This window comes from Stenotrophomonas sp. 2201_Sma (genome assembly GCF_056486685.1).
Genome location: NZ_CM151329.1, coordinates 1052630 through 1074456 on the forward strand (window position 1 = coordinate 1052630; position 21827 = coordinate 1074456).

At 67.6% G+C, this 21827-nt stretch carries 27 protein-coding genes and 1 pseudogene; 6 read left to right on the top strand and 22 right to left on the bottom strand.

Annotated features, from left to right (window positions below):
- Positions 1-18: 18 nt before the first annotated feature.
- From ACZLIF_RS04970 to ACZLIF_RS04980, 3 genes are read left to right on the top strand one after another with little or no spacing between them, the layout of a single operon-like run.
- Positions 19-585: a YqgE/AlgH family protein gene (locus tag ACZLIF_RS04970; RefSeq protein WP_065182436.1), complete on the top strand. Its 567-nt coding sequence runs from the start codon at positions 19-21 to the stop codon at positions 583-585.
- Positions 578-1045 (top strand): Holliday junction resolvase RuvX, encoded by a 468-nt coding sequence (gene ruvX, locus ACZLIF_RS04975; protein WP_053519401.1) that lies wholly within the window; start codon positions 578-580, stop codon positions 1043-1045. The genes ACZLIF_RS04970 and ruvX overlap by 8 nt, the downstream gene beginning before the upstream one ends.
- A 16-nt stretch (positions 1046-1061) precedes the next feature.
- Positions 1062-2012 (top strand): aspartate carbamoyltransferase catalytic subunit, encoded by a 951-nt coding sequence (locus tag ACZLIF_RS04980; RefSeq protein ID WP_074900463.1) that lies wholly within the window; start codon positions 1062-1064, stop codon positions 2010-2012.
- 92 nt (positions 2013-2104) lie between these two features.
- Here ACZLIF_RS04980 and ACZLIF_RS04985 read toward each other — a convergent pair.
- The 17 genes and pseudogenes from ACZLIF_RS04985 to ACZLIF_RS05065 all read right to left on the bottom strand — a co-directional run bounded on the left by ACZLIF_RS04985 (position 2105) and on the right by ACZLIF_RS05065 (position 15928).
- Positions 2105-2595 (bottom strand): annotated as a pseudogene (locus ACZLIF_RS04985) (REP-associated tyrosine transposase).
- Positions 2596-2696: 101 nt separating this feature from the next.
- Positions 2697-3515, bottom strand: a complete 819-nt coding sequence (locus tag ACZLIF_RS04990) for a carboxylesterase family protein (RefSeq protein WP_128989757.1) — start codon at positions 3513-3515, stop codon at positions 2697-2699.
- Positions 3516-3585: 70 nt separating this feature from the next.
- Positions 3586-3852, bottom strand: coding sequence for a hypothetical protein (locus tag ACZLIF_RS04995; protein WP_065174529.1), 267 nt, complete (start codon positions 3850-3852; stop codon positions 3586-3588).
- A 57-nt stretch (positions 3853-3909) separates the two neighbouring features.
- Positions 3910-5271, bottom strand: a complete 1362-nt coding sequence (gene mgtE, locus ACZLIF_RS05000) for a magnesium transporter (protein WP_053519410.1) — start codon at positions 5269-5271, stop codon at positions 3910-3912.
- 373 nt (positions 5272-5644) lie between these two features.
- Positions 5645-7414: a phosphoenolpyruvate--protein phosphotransferase gene (gene ptsP, locus ACZLIF_RS05005; RefSeq protein ID WP_128989755.1), complete on the bottom strand. Its 1770-nt coding sequence runs from the start codon at positions 7412-7414 to the stop codon at positions 5645-5647.
- Positions 7415-7416: 2 nt separating this feature from the next.
- Positions 7417-7686 carry an HPr family phosphocarrier protein gene (locus tag ACZLIF_RS05010; RefSeq protein ID WP_053519412.1) on the bottom strand — a complete coding sequence of 90 codons (270 nt, stop codon included), beginning with the start codon at positions 7684-7686 and terminating at the stop codon, positions 7417-7419.
- Positions 7679-8071, bottom strand: a complete 393-nt coding sequence (locus ACZLIF_RS05015) for a PTS sugar transporter subunit IIA (protein WP_065174531.1) — start codon at positions 8069-8071, stop codon at positions 7679-7681. Before ACZLIF_RS05015 ends, ACZLIF_RS05010 begins: the two co-directional genes overlap by 8 nt.
- Before the next feature lie 136 nt (positions 8072-8207).
- Positions 8208-9092: an RNase adapter RapZ gene (rapZ, locus tag ACZLIF_RS05020; RefSeq protein ID WP_053519414.1), complete on the bottom strand. Its 885-nt coding sequence runs from the start codon at positions 9090-9092 to the stop codon at positions 8208-8210.
- Positions 9093-9119: 27 nt separating this feature from the next.
- Complete coding sequence (hprK, locus tag ACZLIF_RS05025) at positions 9120-10070, bottom strand: HPr(Ser) kinase/phosphatase (protein ID WP_053519415.1); 951 nt, start codon at positions 10068-10070, stop codon at positions 9120-9122.
- The gene (locus ACZLIF_RS05030; RefSeq protein WP_053519416.1) at positions 10067-10519 is read right to left on the bottom strand and encodes a PTS sugar transporter subunit IIA; all 453 of its coding nucleotides are present in this window, start codon (positions 10517-10519) and stop codon (positions 10067-10069) included. The genes hprK and ACZLIF_RS05030 overlap by 4 nt, the downstream gene beginning before the upstream one ends.
- A gap of 21 nt (positions 10520-10540) precedes the next feature.
- Positions 10541-10858: a ribosome hibernation-promoting factor, HPF/YfiA family gene (gene hpf / locus ACZLIF_RS05035; RefSeq protein ID WP_005415556.1), complete on the bottom strand. Its 318-nt coding sequence runs from the start codon at positions 10856-10858 to the stop codon at positions 10541-10543.
- A 58-nt stretch (positions 10859-10916) separates the two neighbouring features.
- A complete protein-coding gene (locus tag ACZLIF_RS05040; RefSeq protein WP_128989753.1) occupies positions 10917-12341 on the bottom strand; it encodes an RNA polymerase factor sigma-54 in 1425 nt (474 codons plus the stop codon).
- 40 nt (positions 12342-12381) lie between these two features.
- Positions 12382-13101, bottom strand: coding sequence for an LPS export ABC transporter ATP-binding protein (lptB, locus tag ACZLIF_RS05045; RefSeq protein WP_065174533.1), 720 nt, complete (start codon positions 13099-13101; stop codon positions 12382-12384).
- A complete protein-coding gene (gene lptA, locus ACZLIF_RS05050) occupies positions 13101-13634 on the bottom strand; it encodes a lipopolysaccharide transport periplasmic protein LptA (protein WP_065174534.1) in 534 nt (177 codons plus the stop codon). Before lptA ends, lptB begins: the two co-directional genes overlap by 1 nt.
- Before the next feature lie 105 nt (positions 13635-13739).
- On the bottom strand, positions 13740-14315 hold the full coding sequence (gene lptC, locus ACZLIF_RS05055) for an LPS export ABC transporter periplasmic protein LptC (RefSeq protein WP_053519420.1): 576 nt from the start codon (positions 14313-14315) through the stop codon (positions 13740-13742).
- The gene (locus ACZLIF_RS05060) at positions 14312-14860 is read right to left on the bottom strand and encodes a KdsC family phosphatase (protein ID WP_053519421.1); all 549 of its coding nucleotides are present in this window, start codon (positions 14858-14860) and stop codon (positions 14312-14314) included. Before ACZLIF_RS05060 ends, lptC begins: the two co-directional genes overlap by 4 nt.
- A gap of 66 nt (positions 14861-14926) precedes the next feature.
- Positions 14927-15928, bottom strand: a complete 1002-nt coding sequence (locus tag ACZLIF_RS05065; protein ID WP_065174535.1) for a KpsF/GutQ family sugar-phosphate isomerase — start codon at positions 15926-15928, stop codon at positions 14927-14929.
- Between the two features lie 54 nt (positions 15929-15982).
- On the opposite strand from ACZLIF_RS05065, the gene ACZLIF_RS05070 reads away from it, so the two are divergent.
- Genes ACZLIF_RS05070 through ACZLIF_RS05080 form a run of 3 tightly spaced genes read left to right on the top strand, consistent with a single transcriptional unit; the run spans position 15983 to position 17815 of the window.
- On the top strand, positions 15983-16213 hold the full coding sequence (locus tag ACZLIF_RS05070) for a BolA family protein (protein WP_053519423.1): 231 nt from the start codon (positions 15983-15985) through the stop codon (positions 16211-16213).
- Between the two features lie 22 nt (positions 16214-16235).
- Complete coding sequence (gene murA / locus ACZLIF_RS05075) at positions 16236-17507, top strand: UDP-N-acetylglucosamine 1-carboxyvinyltransferase (protein ID WP_053519424.1); 1272 nt, start codon at positions 16236-16238, stop codon at positions 17505-17507.
- The gene (locus ACZLIF_RS05080; protein ID WP_053519425.1) at positions 17504-17815 is read left to right on the top strand and encodes a hypothetical protein; all 312 of its coding nucleotides are present in this window, start codon (positions 17504-17506) and stop codon (positions 17813-17815) included. The genes murA and ACZLIF_RS05080 overlap by 4 nt, the downstream gene beginning before the upstream one ends.
- Before the next feature lie 138 nt (positions 17816-17953).
- Here the strand turns inward: ACZLIF_RS05080 and ACZLIF_RS05085 are convergent, their stop codons facing one another.
- From ACZLIF_RS05085 to purM, 5 genes are all read right to left on the bottom strand, one after another.
- Positions 17954-18637: a DUF3108 domain-containing protein gene (locus ACZLIF_RS05085; protein ID WP_478462386.1), complete on the bottom strand. Its 684-nt coding sequence runs from the start codon at positions 18635-18637 to the stop codon at positions 17954-17956.
- A gap of 2 nt (positions 18638-18639) precedes the next feature.
- Complete coding sequence (locus ACZLIF_RS05090) at positions 18640-19452, bottom strand: DUF3108 domain-containing protein (RefSeq protein WP_065174536.1); 813 nt, start codon at positions 19450-19452, stop codon at positions 18640-18642.
- Between the two features lie 67 nt (positions 19453-19519).
- Positions 19520-20179 carry a phosphoribosylglycinamide formyltransferase gene (gene purN / locus ACZLIF_RS05095; RefSeq protein WP_065174537.1) on the bottom strand — a complete coding sequence of 220 codons (660 nt, stop codon included), beginning with the start codon at positions 20177-20179 and terminating at the stop codon, positions 19520-19522.
- A 19-nt stretch (positions 20180-20198) separates the two neighbouring features.
- Positions 20199-20687: a hypothetical protein gene (locus tag ACZLIF_RS05100; RefSeq protein ID WP_053519429.1), complete on the bottom strand. Its 489-nt coding sequence runs from the start codon at positions 20685-20687 to the stop codon at positions 20199-20201.
- A 19-nt stretch (positions 20688-20706) separates the two neighbouring features.
- Positions 20707-21765, bottom strand: a complete 1059-nt coding sequence (gene purM / locus ACZLIF_RS05105) for a phosphoribosylformylglycinamidine cyclo-ligase (RefSeq protein ID WP_053519430.1) — start codon at positions 21763-21765, stop codon at positions 20707-20709.
- Positions 21766-21827 lie beyond the last annotated feature (62 nt).

Here is a 21827-nt window from a genome sequence, read left to right on the forward strand (position 1 = left end):
AGCGGCTAGAATGGCGGCATGCCCGCAACTCCCACTTCCCTTGCCGATCACCTGCTCGTCGCGCTGCCGTCGCTGCTCGACGCGACCTTTGCCCGCAGCGTCGCGCTGATCTGCCAGCACGACGAGAACGGGGCGATGGGCGTGCTGGTCAACCAGCCGTCCGAGTACACGCTGGGCGAGGTGCTGTCGCAGATGGACATCGCCACCAGCGATGGCGACCTGCAGGCGCGCATGGTGCTCAACGGGGGGCCAGTGCATCCCGAGCGCGGGTTCGTCATCCACGACGATGCGCGGCCCTGGGATTCCAGCCTGACGGTGGGCGATGGCCTGTACCTGACCACGTCGCGCGACATTCTCGAAGCAATGGCCCGCGGCGAAGGCCCGGCCAATGCCGTGGTGACCCTTGGCTGCGCCGGATGGGGCGCCGGGCAGCTGGAAAGCGAGCTTTCCGAGAACAGCTGGCTGACCGTGCCGGCCGACGCCGAACTGGTGTTCCAGCTGCCGCTGGAGCAGCGCTGGCAGGGCGCGGCCTCGCGCATCGGCGTGGATCTGTTCCGGCTCACCGATTACAGCGGCCATGTCTGAGCCGGCCGCCCTCCGTCGCGATGGCACCGTGCTCGGCTTCGATGTCGGCGCGCGACGGATCGGTGTGGCCATCGGCAGTGCCTTCGCCGCGCACGCGCGTGCCGTGGCCGTGGTCGACGTGCACGGCAACGGCCCGGACTGGGCGGCGATCGAACGCCTCATCAAGGAATGGAAGCCCGATGGCCTGGTGGTCGGCGATCCTCTGACGCTCGACGGCCAGGACCAACCCAACCGCAAGCGCGCGCAGGGCTTCGCCCGCCAGCTGCGGGAACGATTCAAGCTGCCGGTGGTGATGATCGACGAGCGCTCAAGCTCGGTGGAAGCCGCCCGCCGCTTCGCCGTCGAGCGCGCCGAAGGGCGCAAGCGCCGCCGTGATGCGGCCGCGCTCGATGCGGTGGCTGCGGCGGTGATCATCGACCGCTGGCTGTCCTCGCCGGACGACGCCACTCCCATTCCCTGACTGCACGATTCCCGCCATGACCGCCCAGCAACTCGATGCCTCCGGCCGCCTGCGCCACCTGCTGACTCTTGAGGGCCTGCCCCGCGACACCCTGCTGCAGCTGCTCGACCGCGCGGGGCAGATCCGCGACGCGGCGGTCGGCCGCGTCGGCAACAAGCGGCACGTGCTGGCCGGTTCCGCGGTGTGCACGCTGTTCTTCGAACCGTCCACCCGCACGCGCAGCTCGTTCCAGCTGGCCGCGCAGCGCCTCGGCGCCGACGTGCTGAACTTCGATGCGTCGACCTCGTCCACGCGCAAGGGCGAAACCGCCTGCGACACGCTGCGCAACCTGGAAGCGATGGGCGTGCGCGGTTTCGTGGTGCGCCATCCAGATGATGGTGCCGTGGCCGCACTGGCCGAAGCGGCGGGCGAGGGCACCGCCCTCATCAACGCCGGCGATGGGCGCAGTTCGCACCCCACCCAGGGCCTGCTGGACATGCTGACCCTGCGCCAGGCCAAGGGCCCGGATTTCTCGAAGCTGAAGGTGGTGATCGTCGGCGACGTGAAGCACTCGCGCGTGGCCCGCACCGACCTGCACGCACTGCGCACGCTGGGCGTGGGCGAGATCCGCGTGTGTGGCCCGCAGTCGCTGCTGCCGGACGACGAAACCCTGAAGGGCTGCGTGGTGGGCGAGGATTTCGACGCGATGCTGGAAGGGGTCGACGCACTGATGATGTTGCGCCTGCAGCGCGAGCGCATGGAAGAAGGGCTGGTACCGTCGCTGGAGCAGTATCACGACCAGTACGGACTGACCCGCGAACGCCTGGCCCGCGCCGGCAAGGACGCCGCGGTGCTGCACCCCGGCCCGATCAACCGCGGCGTGGAAGTGACCGACGATGTGGCCGATGGCCCACAGTCGTGGGTGCTGCGCCAGGTCGCCAACGGCGTCGCCGTGCGCATGGCCGTGCTGGAAACCCTGCTGGGCTGACCACCCGCTCTGGTAGGTGTCAGCCTTGGTTGACACACTTACCGCGCGGCTTGTCCGCGCACCGCTCTGGTAGATGCCAACCTTGGTTGGCACTATCCATCCGCGCCCAAGTTGTCGAGCGGATCACACGAAGCGCCAAGCTCCCATTCGCACCATGCATGGGGATATTGCCCAAGCCGCGTCGTCAGCCCGGCCCTGATCGGATTTCCCATCAGATACATCGCATGCCGGTGCAACGATTCGTCAGAGCGGATCGCATGATCGTGATAGCAGGCCTGCCAGAAGCGCCCGACTCGCCCCAGCAACCGGTTTACCTGCTGGGCGGTGCGCGACTTGAAACGCTTCATGACGGTTTCCAGCGTTCCCGCACGTAGTTCGACCAGCCAGTGGATGTGGTCGGGCATGACCACGTACGCAATCGAGCGGGTGAAGCCTTCCTGATCCAGTCGCTGGAATTCGCGGACTGCCAAGGCGGCCGCTGCGGCGTTGGTGAAGAGCGGCGCGCGGTCATGGACGACGGTGTGAGGATATAGCTGAGGCCGATGCTGGAGCGACGACCGAGCAGGAGACGTGTGTTCTGCATGGAGCAAGCATGGACGGGCCTGCTTCCAGTGAACATCGGGGAATGGGTTGGTTTCAGGTAGGCCAGTGCCAACCAAGGTTGGCAACTACCGAAGCTATGGCTCAGCGCTTCTGCTTGAACAACCACGTCCACATCGCCGCATCGGCGTAGGTGGCATCCCAGGCGTTGTGGTTACCTTGCGGATACTCGGTGTAGCGTACGTCGGCGGCGCCGGTGGCCTGGAATGCGGCGTGCAGGCGGCGGTCGTCGTCTGGTGGCACCACATCGTCAAGCGCACCATGGAAGATCCAGATCGGCGTGTGCCGCAGGCGCTGTGCAATCGCGGCATACGGATCGGCTTCGTTGGCGACCTGCTCCACGAACAGGGTCGGCCGCACCGCGCGGGGGGCCAGCACCGCGCCGCAGACCGGCACGATCGCCGCGAAACGGCGCGGGTCATCCAGTGCGATGTTCCAGCTGCCGTAGCCGCCCATCGACATGCCGGTCAGGTACTGCCGGGCCGGGTCGGCGCCGAACTCGGCGAGGGTGGCGTCGAGTGCGGCCAGGGCCACCCGGTTGTTGCGGCCGCTCCATTCCTCGTGCCCGGGAACCTGTGGGAATACCACCAGCGCCGGGAAGTCGCGGTGGTCGCGCAGGTAGGGGCCGAGCCCGGCGTGGGTCTGCTTCACGCCATCGCCGCCGCGCTCGCCAGAGCCGTGCAGGAACAGGATGACGGGCACATCGACCGGCGCGGCACCCTGCTGCGCCGGACCACGCGGCTGCAGGCCCGCCGGAATGAACACCTGGTAATAGGCCGTCCGGCCATCCACCTTCACCGCACGCGCCTCGAAGCGTCCGTGCGTCCGTTCGGCGGTGCTGGCGCAGCCTCCTACCATCAGGACCAGCAGCAGCGGCAACCAGCGTGCAAGCAGACGAACCATGAGCGCGTTTCCTGATCTGGAATCGTTTTCATGGTAGTCCAGTCGCGCCTGGCCAGCATCGTGCAGCGCGTCACTCGGGCCGGGGGGCGCTGGCGACGATGTCCAGCTGCTCCTGCGCTTCAGCGTTGCCTTCGGCGGCGGCGGCCCGTACCTGTGCCAGATCCGGGTGCAGCACCACCAGCATCGGGTTCTCGCACACCGGGCAGTCGTACTCGGTGGCGTCCTCGTCCAGCTCCATCACCATTGCCCGCGAACTGCCCTTCCATTCGCACGCGGCACAGGTATGCAGCTGGTCGCGCCAACCCGGCTGGAAGTAGTTTTCGATCGTGGTTGCCATGGGGTGTTCCAGTTGGAATGGGCCCCGCGCCCCGACTGGGGGCAGGGCGCAGGTCGGTCAGTGCAGCAGCACCAGGGTGGCCAGGCCGAGGAAGGTGAAGAAGCCCATCGAATCGGTCACGGCGGTCAGGAAAATACCGCTGGCCAAGGCCGGATCGAAGCCGAAACGTTTCAGGGTCAGCGGCACCAGCACACCGGCCAGCGCGGCGAACAGCAGGTTGAAGGTCAGCGCGATGGCGATCACCGCCGACAACCCCGGCGAATGGAACCAGGCCAGCACGATCAGGCCCAGCACGGAACCCAGCAACAGGCCGTTGAGCAGTGCCACCCGCACTTCCTTCCACAGCAGGGTGCGTGCATTGGATGCGCCCACCTGGCCCAGCGCCAGGCCGCGCACCATCAACGCCAGCACCTGCGTGCCTGCGTTGCCGCCGAGGCCGGCGACGATGGGCATGAGCACCGCCAGCGCCACCAGCTTGTCGATCGTGCCTTCGAAGTGACCGACCACGCTGGAGGCGAGGAAGGCGGTACACAGGTTCACCGACAGCCACATCAGGCGACGGCGCATCGCGCGCCACACCGGGCTGAACAGATCCTCGTCCTCGTCCAGGCCGGCGGCGCCCAGCGCCTGGTGCTCGGCCTGGCCCCGGATGATGTCGACCACGTCATCGATGGTGATGCGGCCGACCAGAATGTTGTTGTCGTCCACCACCGGCGCGGAAATCCAGTCATGGTCGGAGAACTGGCGGGCGACCTCCTGGTCGCTCTCGCCGACATCGATCGCCGGCTGTTCGTCGTCGATCAACCGGTTGATCGGCGTGGTGTCTTCATGGGTGACCAGCGCTGCAAGCGAGACACGGCCAAGATACTGATGGCGGCGGCTGACCACGAACAGGTGGTCGGTATGGTCCGGCAGTTCGCCGCGCAGGCGCAGGTAGCGCAGCACCACGTCGACGTTGACGTCGGCGCGCACGGTCACTACGTCCGGGTTCATCAGGCGGCCAGCGCTGTCCTCGGGGTAGGACAGGACCTGCTCGAGGCGCTCGCGGTTCTCGCGGTCCATCGACTTGAGGACTTCGTCGATGACCGTGTCCGGCAGGTCCTCGACCAGATCGGCCAGGTCGTCGATGTCCAGGTCTTCGACCGCAGCGATGATCTCGTCCGGGTCCATGTCCGCGAGCAGGCTCTCGCGCACGTCGTCGCCGACGTGGACCAGCACCTCGCCGTCATCTTCCGGATCGACCAGGCCCCACACGACTTCGCGCTTTCCCGGCGGCAGCGATTCGAGCAGGTTGCCGATCTCGGCGGGGGCCAGAGTATTGACCAGGCGACGCACCGGTCCCAGCCGGCCACTGTCCAGTGCATCGGACAGCATCCGCAGTTGGCGCGCAGTCTTGTCGTGGCGTACAGCTTCAGCCATCGCAGCTCCCGCGGGATAAGAAAAGCCGCGATCCTGGCAAGGATGCGGCAACAGGGGTGTTCAGCGCGTCATTATCGCAAGGGGATGTTTCAACGCATACCCCGGTGTCTGCGGCCAGCGGGGTCCATGAATTCCGCCGGGCATGGCCCGGCGCTACCGGGAAGGTGCACGCGGTGGTGCGCCGCGCCATGCCCGGCGAGCGGAATGCACGGTGGTAGCGCCGGGCCACGCCCGGCGAGCGGGATGCATGCGATGGTATCGCCGGGCCACGCCCGGCGAGCGGAATGCACGGTGGTAGCGCCGGGACATGCCCGGCGAGCGGAATGCACGGTGGTAGCGCCGCGCCATGCCCGGCGAGCGCGCAGCGCGGCCGTCAGGGCGTATCGGCCACCAATGCCAGCCAGCGCTCGATGCCGCGACGGTCCCGCGCGGCCAGCAGCTTCGGAGCGCGGGCGCGCAGGGATGCCAGGTCGGCCTCGCGGATCGCGCGGCGGACTTCCAGCAGCGTGCCCGGATGCAGGCTGAACTCGGTCAGGCCCAGTGCCAGCAGCAGCGGCGCCATGCGTGCGTCCCCCGCGATCTCGCCGCACACCGCCACCGGCACACGATGGCGTGCGCCGGTCTCGATCACCATCTGCAGCAGGCGCAGCACCGCCGGGTGCAGCGGCGAGTAGAGTTCGCCCAGCGCCTCGTTGTTGCGGTCGGCCGCGAGCAGGTACTGCACCAGGTCATTGGTGCCGATGGACAGGAAGTCGACCAGGTCGATGAAGCTCTCCAGCGCCAGAGCAGCGGCGGGTACTTCGATCATCGCCCCCAGCGGCACGTGGTCGGCCACCATGTGCCCTTCCGCGCGCAGTTGTTCGGACAGCTTGAGCATGCGCCGGCGCACGGCCAGCAGCTCTTCGCGCGTGCTGATCATGGGCACCAGCACCCGCAGCTTGCCATAGGCCGAAGCACGCAGAATCGCCCGCAGCTGGGTGTCGGCCACTTTCGGCCGTGCCAGCGACAGGCGCACGCCCCGCAGGCCAAGCGCCGGGTTCTCTTCGTTGCTCAGGGTCAGGCCGGTACGATCCGCTTTGTCCGCACCCAGATCGAGGGTGCGGATGGTCACCGGCCGCCCGCTCATGCCCAGCGCGGCGTCGCGGTAGGTCCGGAACTGTTCTTCCTCGTCCGGCAGTTCGTTGCGCTGCAGGAACAGGAATTCCGTGCGGTACAGACCCAGTCCCTGCGCGCCGAGGGCGTGGGCCTGGGTTACGTCCTCCAGCGATTCGGCGTTGGCCAGCAGGGCGATGTCGACCTGGTCGCGGGTACGGCTGGGTTTGCTGCGCAGGCGTCCGAGCTCCCGCTGCTCGCGGGCGTGTTCCTTCAGCCGTGCGCGATAGTCGCGCAGGTTGTCGGCCTGCGGGTTGACGGTGATGCTGCCGTCGGCGCCATCGACGATCAGCACGTCGCCATCGGCAACGCGGCTGAGCAGCTGCGGAACGTTGACGATCAGTGGCAGGTGCAGACTGCGGGCGAGGATGGCGCTGTGCGACAGCGCGCTGCCGGCGGCGGTGACGATGCCCACGACGCCCTGTGCCTGCAGCTGTGCCAGCTCGGACGGCGCGATGTTGTCGCAGACCAGGATCTCGCCGGCCAGCCCCTTCATCACCGGCGCGCGCTCCGGCTGCAGGAAGGCGTGAATACGGCCGATCACATGATCCAGATCGTCCATGCGGCTCTTCAGGTAGGCATCGTCCATGCCATCGAAGACCTTGGCCAGGCGGTCGCGCTGCAGGCGCAGGGCGTAACCGGCACTGTACGGGCCGCTGCGGATCAGCTCATCCAGGCCGAACAGCAGCTCCGGGTCGTCCAGCAGCAGCGCGTGCAGATCGAGGAATTCGCCTACTTCCTGGTTCAGTGCGCCGTGCAGGCGCTGCCGAAGCTCATGCATCTCCGTGCGCGCGGCATCTACGGCGTGATGCAGGCGCGTCAGCTCGGTTTCGATCTGCTGCGGTGCCACGCGCTGTTCGGCAACGTCCAGCGCATGGGGCAGGCGCACGCGTGCACGCCCCATCGCCGAACCCCGCGCAGCGCCGTGACCCGCCAGCAGCTGGACCGGCCGTTGGCCGGAAGGGAGCTGGCCGGCGCGGGCGCGCGGCACGGTCAGCTGTCCTCGTCGAAGCGGCGTTCGAACAGGTCGACCACCGCGTCCATCGCGGCGGCTTCGTCTTCGCCACTGATGCGCACGGTGACCGGGGTGCCCTGGCCGGCAGCGAGCAGCATCACGCCCATGATGCTCTTGGCGTTGATCTCGCGGCCCTTGGCAGCCATGGTCACGTTGCACCGGAACGGTGCCAGGGTCTGCACCAGCTTGGCGGTGGCCCGGGCATGCAGGCCCAGGCGGTTGCTGACGGTGAGTTCTCGTTCAAGCATCGTCGACTATCGCTCCATTACGGGTACCCGCCGCAGCGGTGGCGGGCAGTTGATCCAGTGCCTGTTCCGGATAATTCATCACCCGCAGCAACATCGGCAGGCTCAGCGCCGACACCCGGCGAACCGGGGTCCCCAGCCGGGCCAGCTGCCCGGCAAGGTTGGCGGGGCTGGCGCCGTACAGGTCGGTCAGGATCAGCACGCCTTCTCCACCATCTACCCGCCGCAGCGCGGCCGAGGCGAGGGGGAGCAGAGCATCCAGGTCTGCGTCGAACGGTACTTCGAAAGCTTCGGTCTTCAACGGCAGCTGCCGCAGGAGCCGGGTCGCCACGTCAAGCAGGGCGGCGCCGACCCCGGGATGTGTTACGAGGAGAATGCCACAGGTCATTACTGCACGTTAACAGGTCAAGGTGAATTGGCGATAGCCGCAGATGAGGGGCACTGTGTCCCGTATTCAGCGTCCCTCGCCTGCTGGCCCATCCCGCCTCCCCACGGGGCGGTCGGGCGCACCCCGGCCGGGTCTCTCAATCCTGCTCGCGGTGATAGGTGGCCACGTCTTCCCAGCCCATTTCGCGGGCATGCCGGGCCATCCGTTCGGCCAGATAGACCGAGCGGTGCTTGCCGCCGGTGCAGCCGAAGGCCACGGTCACGTAGCTGCGGGTGCCGTCGCCCAGCTTCGGCAGCCAGGTGTCGAGAAAACCCATCAGCTGTGCGAGGTAGCACTGCACGTCCGGCTGGGCTTCCAGGTAGTCGCGCACGCCCGGCTCGCGGCCACTGAGCGCACGCAGCTCGGGATCCCAGTGCGGATTGGGCAGCACCCGCGCATCGAAGACGAAATCCGCTTCGGCCGGCACGCCACGTTTGTAGGCGAACGATTCGAACAGCAGCGACAGGCGGGTTGCGTGGTCCAGCGTGAACTCGGTGATGATGCGGCGGCGCAGCTGGTGCACGTTGAGCGCGCTGGTGTCGATGATGGCGTCGGCCTCCTGGCGCAGCGGTGCGATCAGTTCGCGCTCGCGGGCGATCGCTTCCGGCAACGACAGACCGAGCTGGCTGAGTGGATGGCGGCGACGGGTGTCGGCATAGCGCTTGAGCACCGCCTCGTCGCTGGCTTCAAAGAACAGCACCTTGGTTTCCACGCCGGCATCGGTGGCCAGTTGCCGCCAGTTCGCCAGCTGGCTCAGGTCGGCCTGGCCGCGCACGTCGATGCCGACCGCCAGCCGGCGCGGCGCGGCGCCGTCATGGTGGGCCAGCAGGCTGCGCACGAAGTCCGGCAGCAGCTGGATCGGCAGGTTGTCCGAGCAGTAGTAGTCCTGGTCCTCGAACGTCTTCAGGGCGACGGATTTACCCGAGCCGGACAGGCCGCTGACAATGATCAGGGTCGGGGCGGTGGGGGCAGCGGTGCTCATGGACAGACTCTTCGAAGGCCAGGGAAATCAGGGTGTTCGCCGTTCCAGCAGGTTACTGTGGCGCGCGATGAACATCGCGGCCGGGTCGATGCCCTTGGTCCGCAGGATATGCAGGCGGGTGGCCGCCTCGGTCAGCACGGCCAGGTTGCGGCCGGGCATCACCGGCAGCGTGATCAGCGGCACGTCCAGGTCCAGCACATGGCGGGTACCGGAATCGCCGGTCAGGCGTTCGTAGCCATGCGGAGTGGGCTCGGTCATCGGCTTGGTCAGGTGGACGATCAGCCGAAGGTACTTGTTCTTCTTTACAGCCGTGTCGCCGAACATCTCGCGCACGTTCAGCACGCCCAGGCCGCGTACTTCCAGCAGGTCCTGCAGCAGTTCCGGGCAGGTGCCGTCGAGCACGTCCGGCGCGATCTGGGTGAATTCAGGTGCATCATCGGCCACCAGGCGGTGACCACGGCTGAGCAGTTCCAGCGCCAGCTCGCTCTTGCCCGACCCGGCTTCGCCGGTGATCAGCACGCCGATGGAGTAGATCTCCATGAACACGCCGTGCAGGATCACGCGCGGCGCCAGCGTGCGTGCCAGGTGGTAGGACAGATGATTGAGCAGTTCGTGGCCGCGCTTGGGAGATACCCACAGCGGCGTGCCCGACTCGTCGGCGGCCGCGCGCAGGTCTTCCGGACAGGGCTGGTTGCGGGTAATCACCAGCGCCAGCGGGTGCGACTGCATGAGCTTTTCGATCGTCTCCCAGCGCTGGCGCGGTTCCAGCGCGTCCAGCCAGGACAGTTCCTCGGTGCCCAGGATCTGCACCTTGTTGGGGTAGATCGCATTGAGGTAGCCCGCCAGCGAGGGCCGGCGGGAGACGGTGTTGCCGGCCTCGAGCTCGCGCTTCTCGCCGGATTTTCCCGCCACCCAGCGCAGGCCCAGGCGTTCGCGCTGCTGTTCGAACAGTTCGCGTGCGGTGATGCTGGTATTCATGCGGCACTCGCCGGGGGCGTGAGATCCAGGGCCTGACGCAGTGCCCGCGCGTCGCCGGCGGCGCGCAGCGCCTCGCGGATGGCGGGGGCGGAGAACAGTTCGGCCAGTTCGGACAGCAGCATCAGGTGCTGATGGGTGTAGTGGGCCGGAACGGCCATCGCGAACACCAGGTCGACCGGCTCGTCGCCCCCGAAGTCGACGGGGGTCTCCAGTCGCAGCAGGGCGCCGCGTGGGCGGTCCAGGGTCGGCGCGCGGCCATGCGGGATGGCGATGCCGCAACCGATCGCGGTGCTGCCCAGCGCCTCACGCTGGCACAGGTTCAGATAGATCTGTTCGGCATTGGCCTGGCGGCAGGCCAGCAACCCGGCCGCGGCCTTGAGGACGCTGTCGCGGTCGGTGGCCGTGCAGAGCTGGGTCTGCACGGCCGCCAGGAGGTCAGTCAGGGGCATGTCTGCGGGGAACGGTGGCGATCAGCCGCCATTGTCACCCACCGGCAGCGGTGCGTGCTGCTGTTTTTTCTCCTTGTGCTTGATCACCAGGCGGTCAAGCTTGTCCGCCAGCAGGTCGATCGCGGCATACATGGTCTGGCCGCCGGCCTCGGCGTGCAGGGTCTGGCCGGGAATGTTGAGGCTGGCGTCGACGTGGTGTTCGGTCTTCTGCAGCTTGAGGGTCACCCGCGCTTCGCAGTGCTGGTCGAAGTGCTTTCCGATCCGGGCCAGCTTCTCCTCTACATAGGACTGCAGGGCCGGGGTGACTTCGACGTCTTTGCCAAACGTTTCGATGCGCATCGGGTTTCTCCTGTGTTCGGATGTGCCAATGAACCTCTCCGCCGGGCGCGGCGGTGCGTCAAGCGATTCTGACCCTTTCGTGCGAGGCGGAAATGTTCATGGCTTCACGATACTTCGCCACGGTGCGTCGCGCCACTGGAATTCCCGACGATTTGAGCAGGTCAGCCAGCTTGGCGTCAGAAAGGGGCTTGCGCGGGTTTTCGTCATCGATCAGGCGCCGGATCATTGCCTGGATGGCGGTGCTGGATGCCTCACCGCCGCCTTCGGTATCGATGCCCGACGCGAAGAAGGCGCGCAGCGGCAGGGTGCCGCGTGGGGTCCGGACATGCTTGCGGGCGATCGCCCGCGAAATGGTGGATTCGTGCAGGCCCAGTTCGGCGGCGATCTCACGCAGGGTGAGCGGGCGCAGTGCCTGTTCGCCGAACTCCAGGAAGCCGGACTGCTGCAGGATCAGGCAGCGCACCACCCGCAGCAGGGTCTCGCCACGCTGCTGCAGACCTTTCAGCAGCCAGCGCGCCTCCTGCAGCTGGGCGCGCAGGTAGCCGGCGTCGGCCTCACCGCAGCGGCGGATCATCTGTTCGTAACCGCGGTGGATGACCACCTTCGGCCCGGCATGGCCGGCCAGCGCGGCGCGCCACACGCCGTTCTGCCGCCAGACCACCACGTCCGGCACCACGTAGGTGTCCTGCGACAGCGGCGCGATCTGGGTGCCTGGGCGCGGGTCCAGCGACCGCAGCAGGGCCACGGCGGTCTCGACATCGGCCAGGGGCTGCCGGAGTTCGTGCGCCAGCCCAACCACGCCGCTGCGCGGCAGCCGCTCCAGCGGCCCGGCAGCGACCTGGCGTGCCAGGGCAAGGCCAGGTGTGTCGGCCGCCAGTACGTCCAGTTGCAGCTGGAGGCATTCGCCCAGGCTGCGTGCCGCTACTCCGACCGGATCGAAGCGCTGGATCTGGTGCAGTACGGTGAGGATCTCGTCCTCGCCGGCGTGGATCGCCGGCAGCAGGGTCTCGGCGATGGTGGACAGCGGTTCGCGCAGGTAGCCATCGTCGTCCAGGGCGTCGATCAGGGCAGCCCCGATGCTGCGATCGCGTGCGGACAGATGCGACAGGTGCAGCTGCCACAGCAGGTGGTCGGCCAGGGTCTCGGTTTCGGCCACGCGTTCGGCCGCGCTGCCGCTGTCGTCATCGTCGTCGAAGCTGCCGCCGCTGCCGGCGGTGCTCCAGTCCGGTTCGGCCGATGCCCAGTCGTCCTCCTGGCCGGCGTCGGTGCGTTCGGGCGGGGCGTCATCGCCGTTGCCATCGTCGCCGGCAGCGGCATCGCTCTCGTTGCCTTCGGCCCAGTCCAGCAGCGGATTGCTCTCCACCGCCTGGGCGATCTCCAGTTCCAGCTCGGTGCTGGACATCTGCAGCAGCTTGATCGCCTGCTGCAGCTGGGGCGTGAGCACCAGCTGCTGTCCCAACGATGTCTGCAGCCGAGTCTTCATGCCTGTGCCGAAGAGGGGGAATGGAACCCGGCAGCTGCGGTCACAGCTTGAACGAGTCCCCAAGGTAGACGCGACGTACGTCGGCATTGTCCAGGATCGATTCCGGCGAACCCTGGGCCAGTACGGTGCCCTCGGCGAGGATATACGCGCGGTCGCAGATTCCCAAGGTCTCGCGCACGTTGTGGTCGGTGATCAGCACACCGATGCCGCGCTGCTTGAGGTGGGTGACGATGCGCTGGATCTCGCCGACCGAGATCGGATCGACACCGGCAAACGGTTCGTCGAGCAGGATCAGCCGGGGTTGCGCCGCCAGCGCGCGGGCGATTTCGCAGCGGCGGCGCTCGCCGCCGGACAGGCTGGCGCCAAGCTGTTCGGACACATGGCCCAGCTGCAGTTCGTCCAGCAGGCTGCTCAACTCGCGCTCGCGGCCCGCCGAGTCCAGATCCTCGCGCAGTTCCAGCACCAGGCGGATGTTGTCGGCCACGGTCAGCTTGCGGAACACCGAAGGCTCCTGCGGCAGGTAGCCCACGCCCTGCTTGGCACGGGTGTACATCGGATCGCCGGTGATGTCCTTGCCATCGAGCACGATGCTGCCGGCATCGGCGGCAACCAGGCCGACGATCATGTAGAAGCAGGTGGTCTTGCCGGCACCGTTGGGGCCGAGCAGGCCGACCACTTCGCCCGCTTCGAGGGTGAGCCCGAAGTCCTTGACGACCTCACGTTGCTTATAGCGCTTGCGCAGGCCCTTGGCGACGAGCATTACTTCCGGCTCCCGGCCGGCTGCGCCGGCGTGGTGGTGGCGGCAGGCGTCTTGTTCTTGGGCGGGATAACGGTGCGCACGCGGCTGCCGTCGCCGCCGGAGTTCATCTCGCCGGTACGGGTGTTGTAGACCATGCGCTGGCCGGCGTTGGTGCCGCGCGCGCTGGTGACCTTGTAGTTGCCGGTGAGGGTGATGATCTCGGTCTTGATGTCGTAGTCGATGCGGTCGGCGAGCGCATCCATCCAGGTGCCGTCATCGAGCTGCTGCTTCAACTTCGCCTGCTTGCCGGTGAACACCACACGCACCGGCTCGCCGTCCTTGAGATAGATCTCCGCTTCGGACGAGCGCAGGTCCAGCGTGCCCTGGGTGATGATCACGCCCTGCGACAGCACGGTTTTGCCGTCGCCGGTGAGCATGCCGTTCTGTGCACCGGCATCGATGTTCATGGGCTCGTTGCGGTCGGTCGACTTCGCCTGCGCGAGGGCGGGGACAAGAAGACTGAGTGCGAGCATGGCTGCAAAGGGGATCTTCATCGGGGTCCGTTCTGCCGGTGGTGGCTGCCCGGTCAGGAGGGCAGCGGCGGGTGGGGGCTGCCGGCGCCGCGCCTGTCCAGGGACGTCGCGGGCCGGGCGGCGGAATCAGCGTCTGGGCGTGTAGCGACCCTTGGACTGGCTGAGGAAATGATACGTGTTGTTCTTCGAATCCACCTCGAACCCGACGCCGGACTGCTCCATGCCGGGGCGGGTCATGGTCACCAGGGCGTCGGTCCGGGCCCGGCTCTCCTTGGGGAACACGTCCAGGTGGTCGGTGCGGAAGGTGGTCGGCACGACGCCCGGGGCAGCCGGACTGTCACCCGCCACCTTGCCGCGCAGCTTCAGTTCGTCACCCTTGGCGCTCAGCCAGCCGGTCTCCGCGCGCAGTGTCCAGTGCCTGCCGTCCTTGTCGGGCATCTCGAACAGTGGCGTGGCGATGTTGATGGTCTGGTCGCCGCGCTGCCGCTCCAGCCGCGGCGCGCGCAGGGTGGTCGATTCCTTGCCCTGCTCGTCCAGGGCGACGATCTGGAAGTCGTGCAGGATGTAATCCACGCCGACTTCCTGGCCGCTCTGGGCCGGGCCCTTGTCGCGGTTGCGCAGCGCGGCCCAGCTGCTGAGCAGGGCCGCCAGCAGCAGGCCGATGCCGAGCACGGTGCGCCAGTTCACGGTCGGTGCGTTCATGCGCCATACCTCGCCAGGACCGACGCGACATGACCCTGCGCGGCCAGCAGAACGTCGCACAGCTCACGCGCCGCGCCGCGCCCGCCTTCGGAACGGGTCTGCCAGTGCACGCGTTCGGCGATCCACGGATGGGCATTGGCCGGCGCCACGGCCAGGCCGACCGCACCCAGGGGCGCCAGATCCGGCAGGTCATCGCCAAGGAAGGCGACCTGTTCCAGGCCGATGCCGCGCTGGGCACACAGGGCCTGCACGCTGGCCAGCTTGTCGCCCACGGCGATGTGGGTATCAATGCCGAGATCGGCACCGCGCCTGAGCGCGGACTGGCTGTTGCGCGCGGTGATCAGCACGGGGTGGATGCCGTGCTGCTGCAGCAGTTTCAGGCCCAGGCCATCCTGCACGAAATACGCCTTGCTCTCGTTGCCGTCCTGATCGTAGTACAGCCGACCGTCGGTGAGGGTGCCGTCCACGTCGAAGCAGGCCATGCGGATCCGCGCCGCAGCGGCATGCAGGTGGGCGGGGAAGGCGGGCAGGGGGGACCAGGGCATCAGGACGTTGAACTCGATCAGGGCAGGTGTGGGGTTACAGACTGAATGGGGTCTACGGACTGTCGGTTAAACCACCCGGGCCCGCAACAGGTCATGAATGTTCAGGGCGCCGACGGCGCGGCCCTGGTCATCGACCACGATCAGGCCGTTGATCTGCTGGGTTTCCATCTGGCGGGCGGCCTCCACCGCCAGCTGGTCGGCTCCGATGGTGCGGGGGTTGCGCGTCATCACATCGGCGATCTTTGCCGTGCGCACGTCCAGCGCACTGTCCAGTGCCCGGCGCAGGTCACCGTCGGTGAACAGGCCGATCAGCACGCCCTCGGCATCGACCACGGCGGTCATGCCCAGGCGCTTGCGGCTCATCTCCACCAGGGCCTCGCTGAGGCTGGCGCCGGCATCGACCTTGGGCAGATCGGCGCCGGTATGCATGACGTCGGTGATATGCAGCAGCAGGCGACGGCCAAGGCTGCCGGCCGGATGCGAGCGGGCGAAATCGTCAGCGGTGAAGCCGCGCGCGTCCAGCAGGGCCACCGCCAGCGCGTCGCCCATCGCCAGCGAGGCGGTGGTGCTCGAGGTCGGAGCCAGTGCCAGCGGGCAGGCCTCGGCCGGCACGCTGACGTCCAGGTGGACGTCGGCGGCGGTCGCCAGGCTGGACTGCGGGCGGCCGGTCATGGAGATCAACACGTTGCCCTGGCGCTTGAGCACCGGCAGCAGCATCAGCACTTCGTCCGATTCGCCCGAATAGGACAGGGCCAGCACCACGTCGGCTTCGGTGATCATGCCCAGGTCGCCATGGCCGGCCTCGCCCGGGTGCACGTAGAACGCCGGGGTACCGGTGGACGCCAGGGTTGCGGCGATCTTGCGCGCCACATGGCCTGACTTGCCCATGCCGGTGGCGACCACCCGCCCGCGGCTGCCCAGGATCACCTGGCAGGCCTTCTGGAACGGCTCGCCCAGGCGCTCGGCGACCGCCTGCAGTGCCTGCTGCTCGATCTCGAACACGCGGCGGCCGCTGGCCACCAGGGCGGCCGGCTCGACGGAACGGGGGGGCGGGAGGGACTCGGCCATGCGGACGCCACGCAGCGGAAGTAGAATGAGGGTTCATTTTATTAGGAAAGCCCGTTGGACGCCGACACCATCCGCAACCTGATCGAAACCGGCCTGCCTGGCGCCCGCGCCGATGTGCGGGGCGACGATGGCGTGCATTTCGAAGCGACCGTGGTCTGCGACGCCTTTGCCGGCAAGATGCCGCTGGCCCGCCACCGCATGGTCTATGCCACGCTGGGCGACCTGATGGGCGGCGCGATCCACGCGCTGGCGCTGAAAACCGTGACCCCGGCCGAAGCCGGCTGAACCGCAGAAGATCCCGAACCCCATGGCCAAGATCGTTGTGACCGGCGGCGCTGCGCTGCACGGTGAAGTGAGCATCTCCGGCGCCAAGAACGCCGTCCTCCCCATCCTCTGCGCGACCCTGCTGGCCGATGAGCCGGTGGAGATCACCAACGTGCCCCACCTGCACGATGTGGTCACCACGGTGAAGCTGCTGGGCGAACTGGGCGCCAAGGTCACCATCGACCAGGGCACGCTGTCGCGCGGCAGCGCGATCGTGGTCGACCCGCGTGCGGTGAACCAGCATGTGGCGCCGTACGAACTGGTCAAGACCATGCGTGCGTCGATCCTGGTGCTGGGTCCGCTGCTGGCCCGTTTCGGTGCGGCCGAAGTGTCGCTGCCCGGTGGCTGTGCCATCGGCTCGCGTCCGGTCGACCAGCACATCAAGGGCCTGCAGGCGCTTGGTGCCGACATCGTGGTCGAGAACGGATTCATCAAGGCTTCGGCCAAGCGCTTGAAGGGTGGCCACTTCACCTTCGACATGGTGAGCGTGACCGGGACCGAGAACGTGCTGATGGGCGCGGTGCTGGCCGAAGGCACCACCATCCTCGACAACTGCGCGATGGAGCCGGAGGTGACCGATCTGGCCCATTGCCTGATCGCTCTGGGTGCGAAGATCGAAGGCCTCGGCACCGCCCGCCTGGTGATCGAAGGCGTGGAGCGCCTCTCCGGTGGCCGTCATGAAGTGCTGCCCGACCGCATCGAGACCGGCACCTTCCTGGTGGCCGCCGCGATGACCGGCGGCAAGGTCACGGTCAACCGTGCACGTCCGAACACCATGGACGCGGTGCTGTCCAAGCTGGTCGAGGCGGGCGCCCGGATCGAGACCACCGAGGACAGCATCACCCTGGACATGCAGGGCAAGCGGCCGAAGGCGGTCAACCTGACCACCGCGCCATATCCGGCATTCCCGACCGACATGCAGGCGCAGTTCATGGCGCTCAACTGCGTGGCCGACGGCGTCGGCGTGATCAACGAAACGATCTTCGAGAACCGTTTCATGCACGTCAACGAGCTGCTGCGCCTGGGCGCGGACATCCAGGTCGAAGGCCATACCGCGATCGTGCGTGGCAGCGAGCATCTGAGCGGCGCGCCGGTCATGGCCACCGACCTGCGTGCATCGGCATCGCTGATCCTGGCCGGCCTGATGGCCAGCGGCGATACCACCATCGATCGCATCTACCACCTCGATCGCGGCTACGAGAACATCGAAGAGAAGCTGTCTTCGCTCGGTGCCACCATCCGGCGCGTGCCATGATCCTTCGCGGAAAATTCAGCCCGCGTCGCAAGGCGCTGCTGGCGCTGGTGCTGATCGTGCTGGCGTGGCTGGGGTATGCCTGGTACGCCGATATCGCCATCACCCGCGGCATCGAGCAGAAGGACATGGACTGGAACGGTGACGGCACGGTATCGCGTGACGAGATCATCCAGTCGTTCTATGCCGTGTCGGTGAACGACAGCCAGGAAGGCAACCGCCATTGCCGCACGTTCGTCTGGCGCGGAAGCGGTGAGCAGATCCGGGTGGATTGCCGCACCGAGTTCAAACCGGCCGAAGAGAAGAAATGAAAAACGCCCGCGCAAGCGGGCGTTTTCCTTGCGCAGGGCCCGGGGTCGGATCCCTTTCCATCGGAAAGGGCTCCGACCCCACCCACTCAACCGGGGTCAGAGCCCATCCCCGAGGGGATGGGATCCGACCCCCGGCACTCAGTTCATCGATCGGATGGTCAGGTCCAGCGCGTCGCGGCCGCTTTCCCGCTGCAGCATGCGCGCCGGCACCGGAAACTCCGGCACGATCCAGGCGATCAGCTCCTTGTTGCCATCGGCACGCGACACCTTGGTCGCCTCGTAGCTCTTGCCGCCCACGGTGATCGATTCCTTGCCGATCACACGGTAGGTCATGTTCTTGATCCGGCCCTGGTCGACCATGCGGTAGGTCAACGGCTTGCCGGCTGCCAGGTCGCGGGCGATGGCCAGATTGATCAGCAGCGCATCCATGTCGCCGGCCTTCAGGGCGATCGGTCCGGCGCGGTCCGGCTTGATGTCGCCGGTCCAGGTGGCCTGGTTGCTGGTCCAGTTGTAGTTGGCCTGCACGTTGCGCTTCTTCACCAGCAGCGCCGAGCGGTCCTGGCTGCTGAGCGGACGCAGCTGGCCGCGCACTTCCTCGAACACGGTGCTCTGGCTCAGGTCGGCCAGCTGGTTTTTCACCTGCAGGCTGTAGCGCCACTTGTTGCTGCCTTCACTGGCCAGCGTCATGGTGCCGTTGGCCTGCATGCCCATGTAGCTGGCCAGATAGTCGGCCTTGAACGGCTCCAGGGCCATCGCCGGCAGGCTGGCCATCGACAGGGTGGCAGCGGCGATCCACGTCAGGGGGCGGGACAGGGTGTTCATGCTCAGACTCCTTGGTATTCGATCAGGCGGAGATCGACGCGGTCTTCGCCATCTTCGCGTTGCAGGATGCGCACCGGGGTGGGGACACCGTTGGCGATCCAGAGAATGGTTTCGTTGTTGCCGCCGTTGCTGCGGTATACCCGCAGCGCGTTGTAGGACAGGTCGCCGACCTCGACGTTCTCGGTCTGCGGCGCGGCCTGGTAGTCGTGCTGGCGCACCTTGCCCATGTCGACGTAGCGGTAGTGCATGGCCACGCCCGGGCGGGCATCACGCATGATCGCCAGGTTGATCAGCAGGGCGCTCTGATCGCCGGCCTGCAGCGGAATGGGCTGCGCGCGATCCTTTTTCACATCGCCGGTCCACTGCGCGGTGCCGGCCTGCCAGTTATAGGTGCCGACGGCCTTCTTGCCCAGGAACAGGCCCTTGCGCACCGTGCTCTGGCTCAGCGGCGCATAGACGCCGCCGCGCTCCTCGAACACCGTGCTCTGCTCGATGTTCAGGCCGAGCACGCTGGCAAAGCCGCGGCGGCCCACCACCTGCATGTCCACCCGCCACTGGTTGCCGCCGGTATGGGTGACCTGCATGGTGGCATCGCCGGCTTCCTTGCCCTTGTAGAAGGCCTGGTAGGTAGCGGTGAACGGTTGCAGCGGCGGCGGTTCCCAGGCCAGCGCGGGCAGCATGGGCACGGCCGGTGCGGCCGGGGCCTGCGACGGAGCTGCCGGGTCGGCAGAGGGCTGTGCCTGGCCCCAGCCCACGCCAGGCAACACGGCAAGCGACAACAGCAGGGGCGTGCACAGCAGCGTCGTGGTCTTCATGGGGGACAGGGGCCGCAGGAGTGGGGCAGGATGCCAGCCCCGCAGTCAGCGGGGCGTGTGCAGAACGTTATCGGTTCAGGTTTCCGGCGGAATCTAGGGCCAGCGGCCTAAACAGGGGGTGACCGTCGAAGATCGCCTGTCCTTCCCGTTCAGCCAGCCGGCCATCGCACAGCAGCTGCAGGCTGGCGATCAGCAGCGGGTGTTCCACCGCCAGCACGCGCTCGGCAAGGGTCTGTGCATCGTCGCCTGCCAGCACCGGCACGCGCGCCTGCGCCAGCACCGTACCCGCGTCCAGCTCCGGCACCACCAGATGCACGCTTGCGCCATGCTCGGCATCGCCGGCTTCCAGCGCCCGGGCGTGCGTATGCAGGCCCTTGTACAGCGGCAGCAGCGACGGGTGGATGTTGACCAGGCGACCGTTGAAGCGCTGCACGAAGCCAGCGCCGAGAATGCGCATGTAGCCGGCGCAGACGATCCAGTCCGGGGCGGAGGCGGCAACCGCGTCGCCCAGGGCCAGCTCGTAGGCGGCACGATCGCTGAATTCCTTGGGTGCATGCGCCCAGCGCCGGGAAGGATCGACCCGCTGCAGGGCCGCGGCATCGGGGCGGTCGGAGAACACGCCCACTACGTCGGCCGGCAGGCGGCCCGACGCGATGGCATCCAGGATGGCCTGCAGGTTGCTGCCGCGCCCGGAGGCGAGCACGGCGATGCGGCGGGGTGCGTTCATTACCGGCAACCCAGGCGGCTCAAACGCTTGCCGACGGAGTGTCGAACACGGCTTTCACCTGGGGGCGGAGCAGGGCGATCAGGGTGAACACCCCCAGCACCGTGCCCACCGGGGTGAACAGGCAGGACAGGCCCGCGACCACCAGGCACAGCACGTAACGGCGGCGCTGCGCCAGGCAGCGCCCGGCGTAGGCGACGAAGGCCCCCAGGGTGACGCCGCCCACCACGATCACGCTGCCGATGATGGTGAACATCCAGCCGAACATCCGCTGCTCGGCGGGCGATGAGGGCTGCCCCTCCGAGCTCAGCGGCAATGCCCCGGTCAGGGCGCTCACGCCCAGCACGATGTGGATGATGAAGATCAGCGAGAACAGTGCGATGAGCGCACCAACCACGTAGTGGCCGATGGACAGCGCCCGCAGATGGCTGGCGTCCTGCGGGCCGAATACGGGTGCCGTCAGCAGCGGCGGCGGCACCGGGTTCGAAGGGGATGGGGGCATTGCGTCCATGCGGGCTCCTCTGCAGGGGTCAGGCGATGCGGACGCGCTCGGCGCCTTCGGTGGTGACGACCTGGCCGATGGTCCAGTGATCCAGGCCCTGGGCGGTGACCGCGGCGGACACCGCCTCGACCTGGTCCGGCGCGACGATCAGCACGAAGCCGATGCCGCAGTTGAAGGTGCGCCACATTTCGCTGTCGGCGACCGCGCCTTCCTTCTGAAGCCACTGGAACACCGGCGGCAGCGTCCACGAGGCCGCCTGGATGTCCAGGCCGAGGCCGTCCGGGACCACCCGGATGATGTTCTCGGTCAGTCCGCCACCGGTGATGTGGGCCATGCCATGGATGGCATCGCCGTGCGACTTCAGCAGCGACAGGATCGGCTTGACGTACAACCGGGTCGGTGCCATCAGCGCGTCGACCAGCTTCACGCCGCCTTCCAGCTCAAGATCGGCCGGACGCCCGGCGCGGTCGTAGATGCGGCGGACCAGCGAGTAGCCGTTGGAGTGCGGGCCGGACGAGGCGATGCCGATCAGCACATCGCCGGCCGCCACGCTGGCGCCATCCTTCAGTTCGCTCTTTTCCACCGCGGCCACGGTGAAGCCGGCCAGATCGTACTCGCCCGGGGCATACATGTCGGGCATTTCAGCGGTCTCGCCGCCGATCAGTGCGCAGCCGGCCTCGGTGCAGCCGTTGGCGATGCCGCCCACGACCGCCGCGGCGGTATCCACGTCCAGCTTGCCGGTGGCGAAGTAGTCCAGGAAGAACAGCGGCTCGGCGCCCTGCACCAGCACGTCGTTCACGCACATCGCGACCAGATCGATGCCGATCGTATCGTGGCGGTTCAGCTGGTGGGCCAGCTTCAGCTTGGTGCCGACACCGTCGGTACCCGACACCAGCACCGGTTCGCGGTACTTGTTGGACAGGTCGAACAGGGCGCCGAAACCGCCCAGGCCGCCCATCACTTCCGGACGGAAGCTGCGCTTGACCAGGGGCTTGATCCGCTCGACCAGCTCGTTGCCGGCGTCGATGTCGACGCCCGCGTCACGGTAGGTGAGGGGGGAGGGGGCGGAAGACGGGGTGTTGGTCACGGGCGTCGGCGCTGGCAGGGGTTGAACGGGCGATTTTAACAGGCCGCATTGGCGCACAGGCC

Coding starts and splice junctions, on each gene's coding strand:
- ACZLIF_RS04990 (WP_128989757.1), bottom strand. CDS start 3,515: ATGGTTCGTCTGCTTGCACGCTGGTTGCCGCTGCTGCTGGTCCTGATG.
- ruvX (WP_053519401.1), top strand. CDS start 578: ATGTCTGAGCCGGCCGCCCTCCGTCGCGATGGCACCGTGCTCGGCTTC.
- mgtE (WP_053519410.1), bottom strand. CDS start 5,271: ATGGCTGAAGCTGTACGCCACGACAAGACTGCGCGCCAACTGCGGATG.
- lptC (WP_053519420.1), bottom strand. CDS start 14,315: ATGAACGCACCGACCGTGAACTGGCGCACCGTGCTCGGCATCGGCCTG.
- rapZ (WP_053519414.1), bottom strand. CDS start 9,092: ATGAGCACCGCTGCCCCCACCGCCCCGACCCTGATCATTGTCAGCGGC.
- ACZLIF_RS05090 (WP_065174536.1), bottom strand. CDS start 19,452: ATGAAGACCACGACGCTGCTGTGCACGCCCCTGCTGTTGTCGCTTGCC.
- ACZLIF_RS05085 (WP_478462386.1), bottom strand. CDS start 18,637: ATGAACACCCTGTCCCGCCCCCTGACGTGGATCGCCGCTGCCACCCTG.
- ACZLIF_RS05065 (WP_065174535.1), bottom strand. CDS start 15,928: ATGGCCGAGTCCCTCCCGCCCCCCCGTTCCGTCGAGCCGGCCGCCCTG.
- hpf (WP_005415556.1), bottom strand. CDS start 10,858: ATGCGCATCGAAACGTTTGGCAAAGACGTCGAAGTCACCCCGGCCCTG.
- ACZLIF_RS04970 (WP_065182436.1), top strand. CDS start 19: ATGCCCGCAACTCCCACTTCCCTTGCCGATCACCTGCTCGTCGCGCTG.
- purN (WP_065174537.1), bottom strand. CDS start 20,179: ATGAACGCACCCCGCCGCATCGCCGTGCTCGCCTCCGGGCGCGGCAGC.
- ACZLIF_RS05010 (WP_053519412.1), bottom strand. CDS start 7,686: ATGCTTGAACGAGAACTCACCGTCAGCAACCGCCTGGGCCTGCATGCC.
- ACZLIF_RS04995 (WP_065174529.1), bottom strand. CDS start 3,852: ATGGCAACCACGATCGAAAACTACTTCCAGCCGGGTTGGCGCGACCAG.
- ACZLIF_RS04980 (WP_074900463.1), top strand. CDS start 1,062: ATGACCGCCCAGCAACTCGATGCCTCCGGCCGCCTGCGCCACCTGCTG.
- ACZLIF_RS05040 (WP_128989753.1), bottom strand. CDS start 12,341: ATGAAGACTCGGCTGCAGACATCGTTGGGACAGCAGCTGGTGCTCACG.
- ACZLIF_RS05080 (WP_053519425.1), top strand. CDS start 17,504: ATGATCCTTCGCGGAAAATTCAGCCCGCGTCGCAAGGCGCTGCTGGCG.
- ACZLIF_RS05060 (WP_053519421.1), bottom strand. CDS start 14,860: ATGCCCTGGTCCCCCCTGCCCGCCTTCCCCGCCCACCTGCATGCCGCT.
- lptA (WP_065174534.1), bottom strand. CDS start 13,634: ATGAAGATCCCCTTTGCAGCCATGCTCGCACTCAGTCTTCTTGTCCCC.
- lptB (WP_065174533.1), bottom strand. CDS start 13,101: ATGCTCGTCGCCAAGGGCCTGCGCAAGCGCTATAAGCAACGTGAGGTC.
- hprK (WP_053519415.1), bottom strand. CDS start 10,070: ATGAATACCAGCATCACCGCACGCGAACTGTTCGAACAGCAGCGCGAA.
- ACZLIF_RS05030 (WP_053519416.1), bottom strand. CDS start 10,519: ATGCCCCTGACTGACCTCCTGGCGGCCGTGCAGACCCAGCTCTGCACG.
- ACZLIF_RS05100 (WP_053519429.1), bottom strand. CDS start 20,687: ATGGACGCAATGCCCCCATCCCCTTCGAACCCGGTGCCGCCGCCGCTG.
- murA (WP_053519424.1), top strand. CDS start 16,236: ATGGCCAAGATCGTTGTGACCGGCGGCGCTGCGCTGCACGGTGAAGTG.
- ACZLIF_RS05015 (WP_065174531.1), bottom strand. CDS start 8,071: ATGACCTGTGGCATTCTCCTCGTAACACATCCCGGGGTCGGCGCCGCC.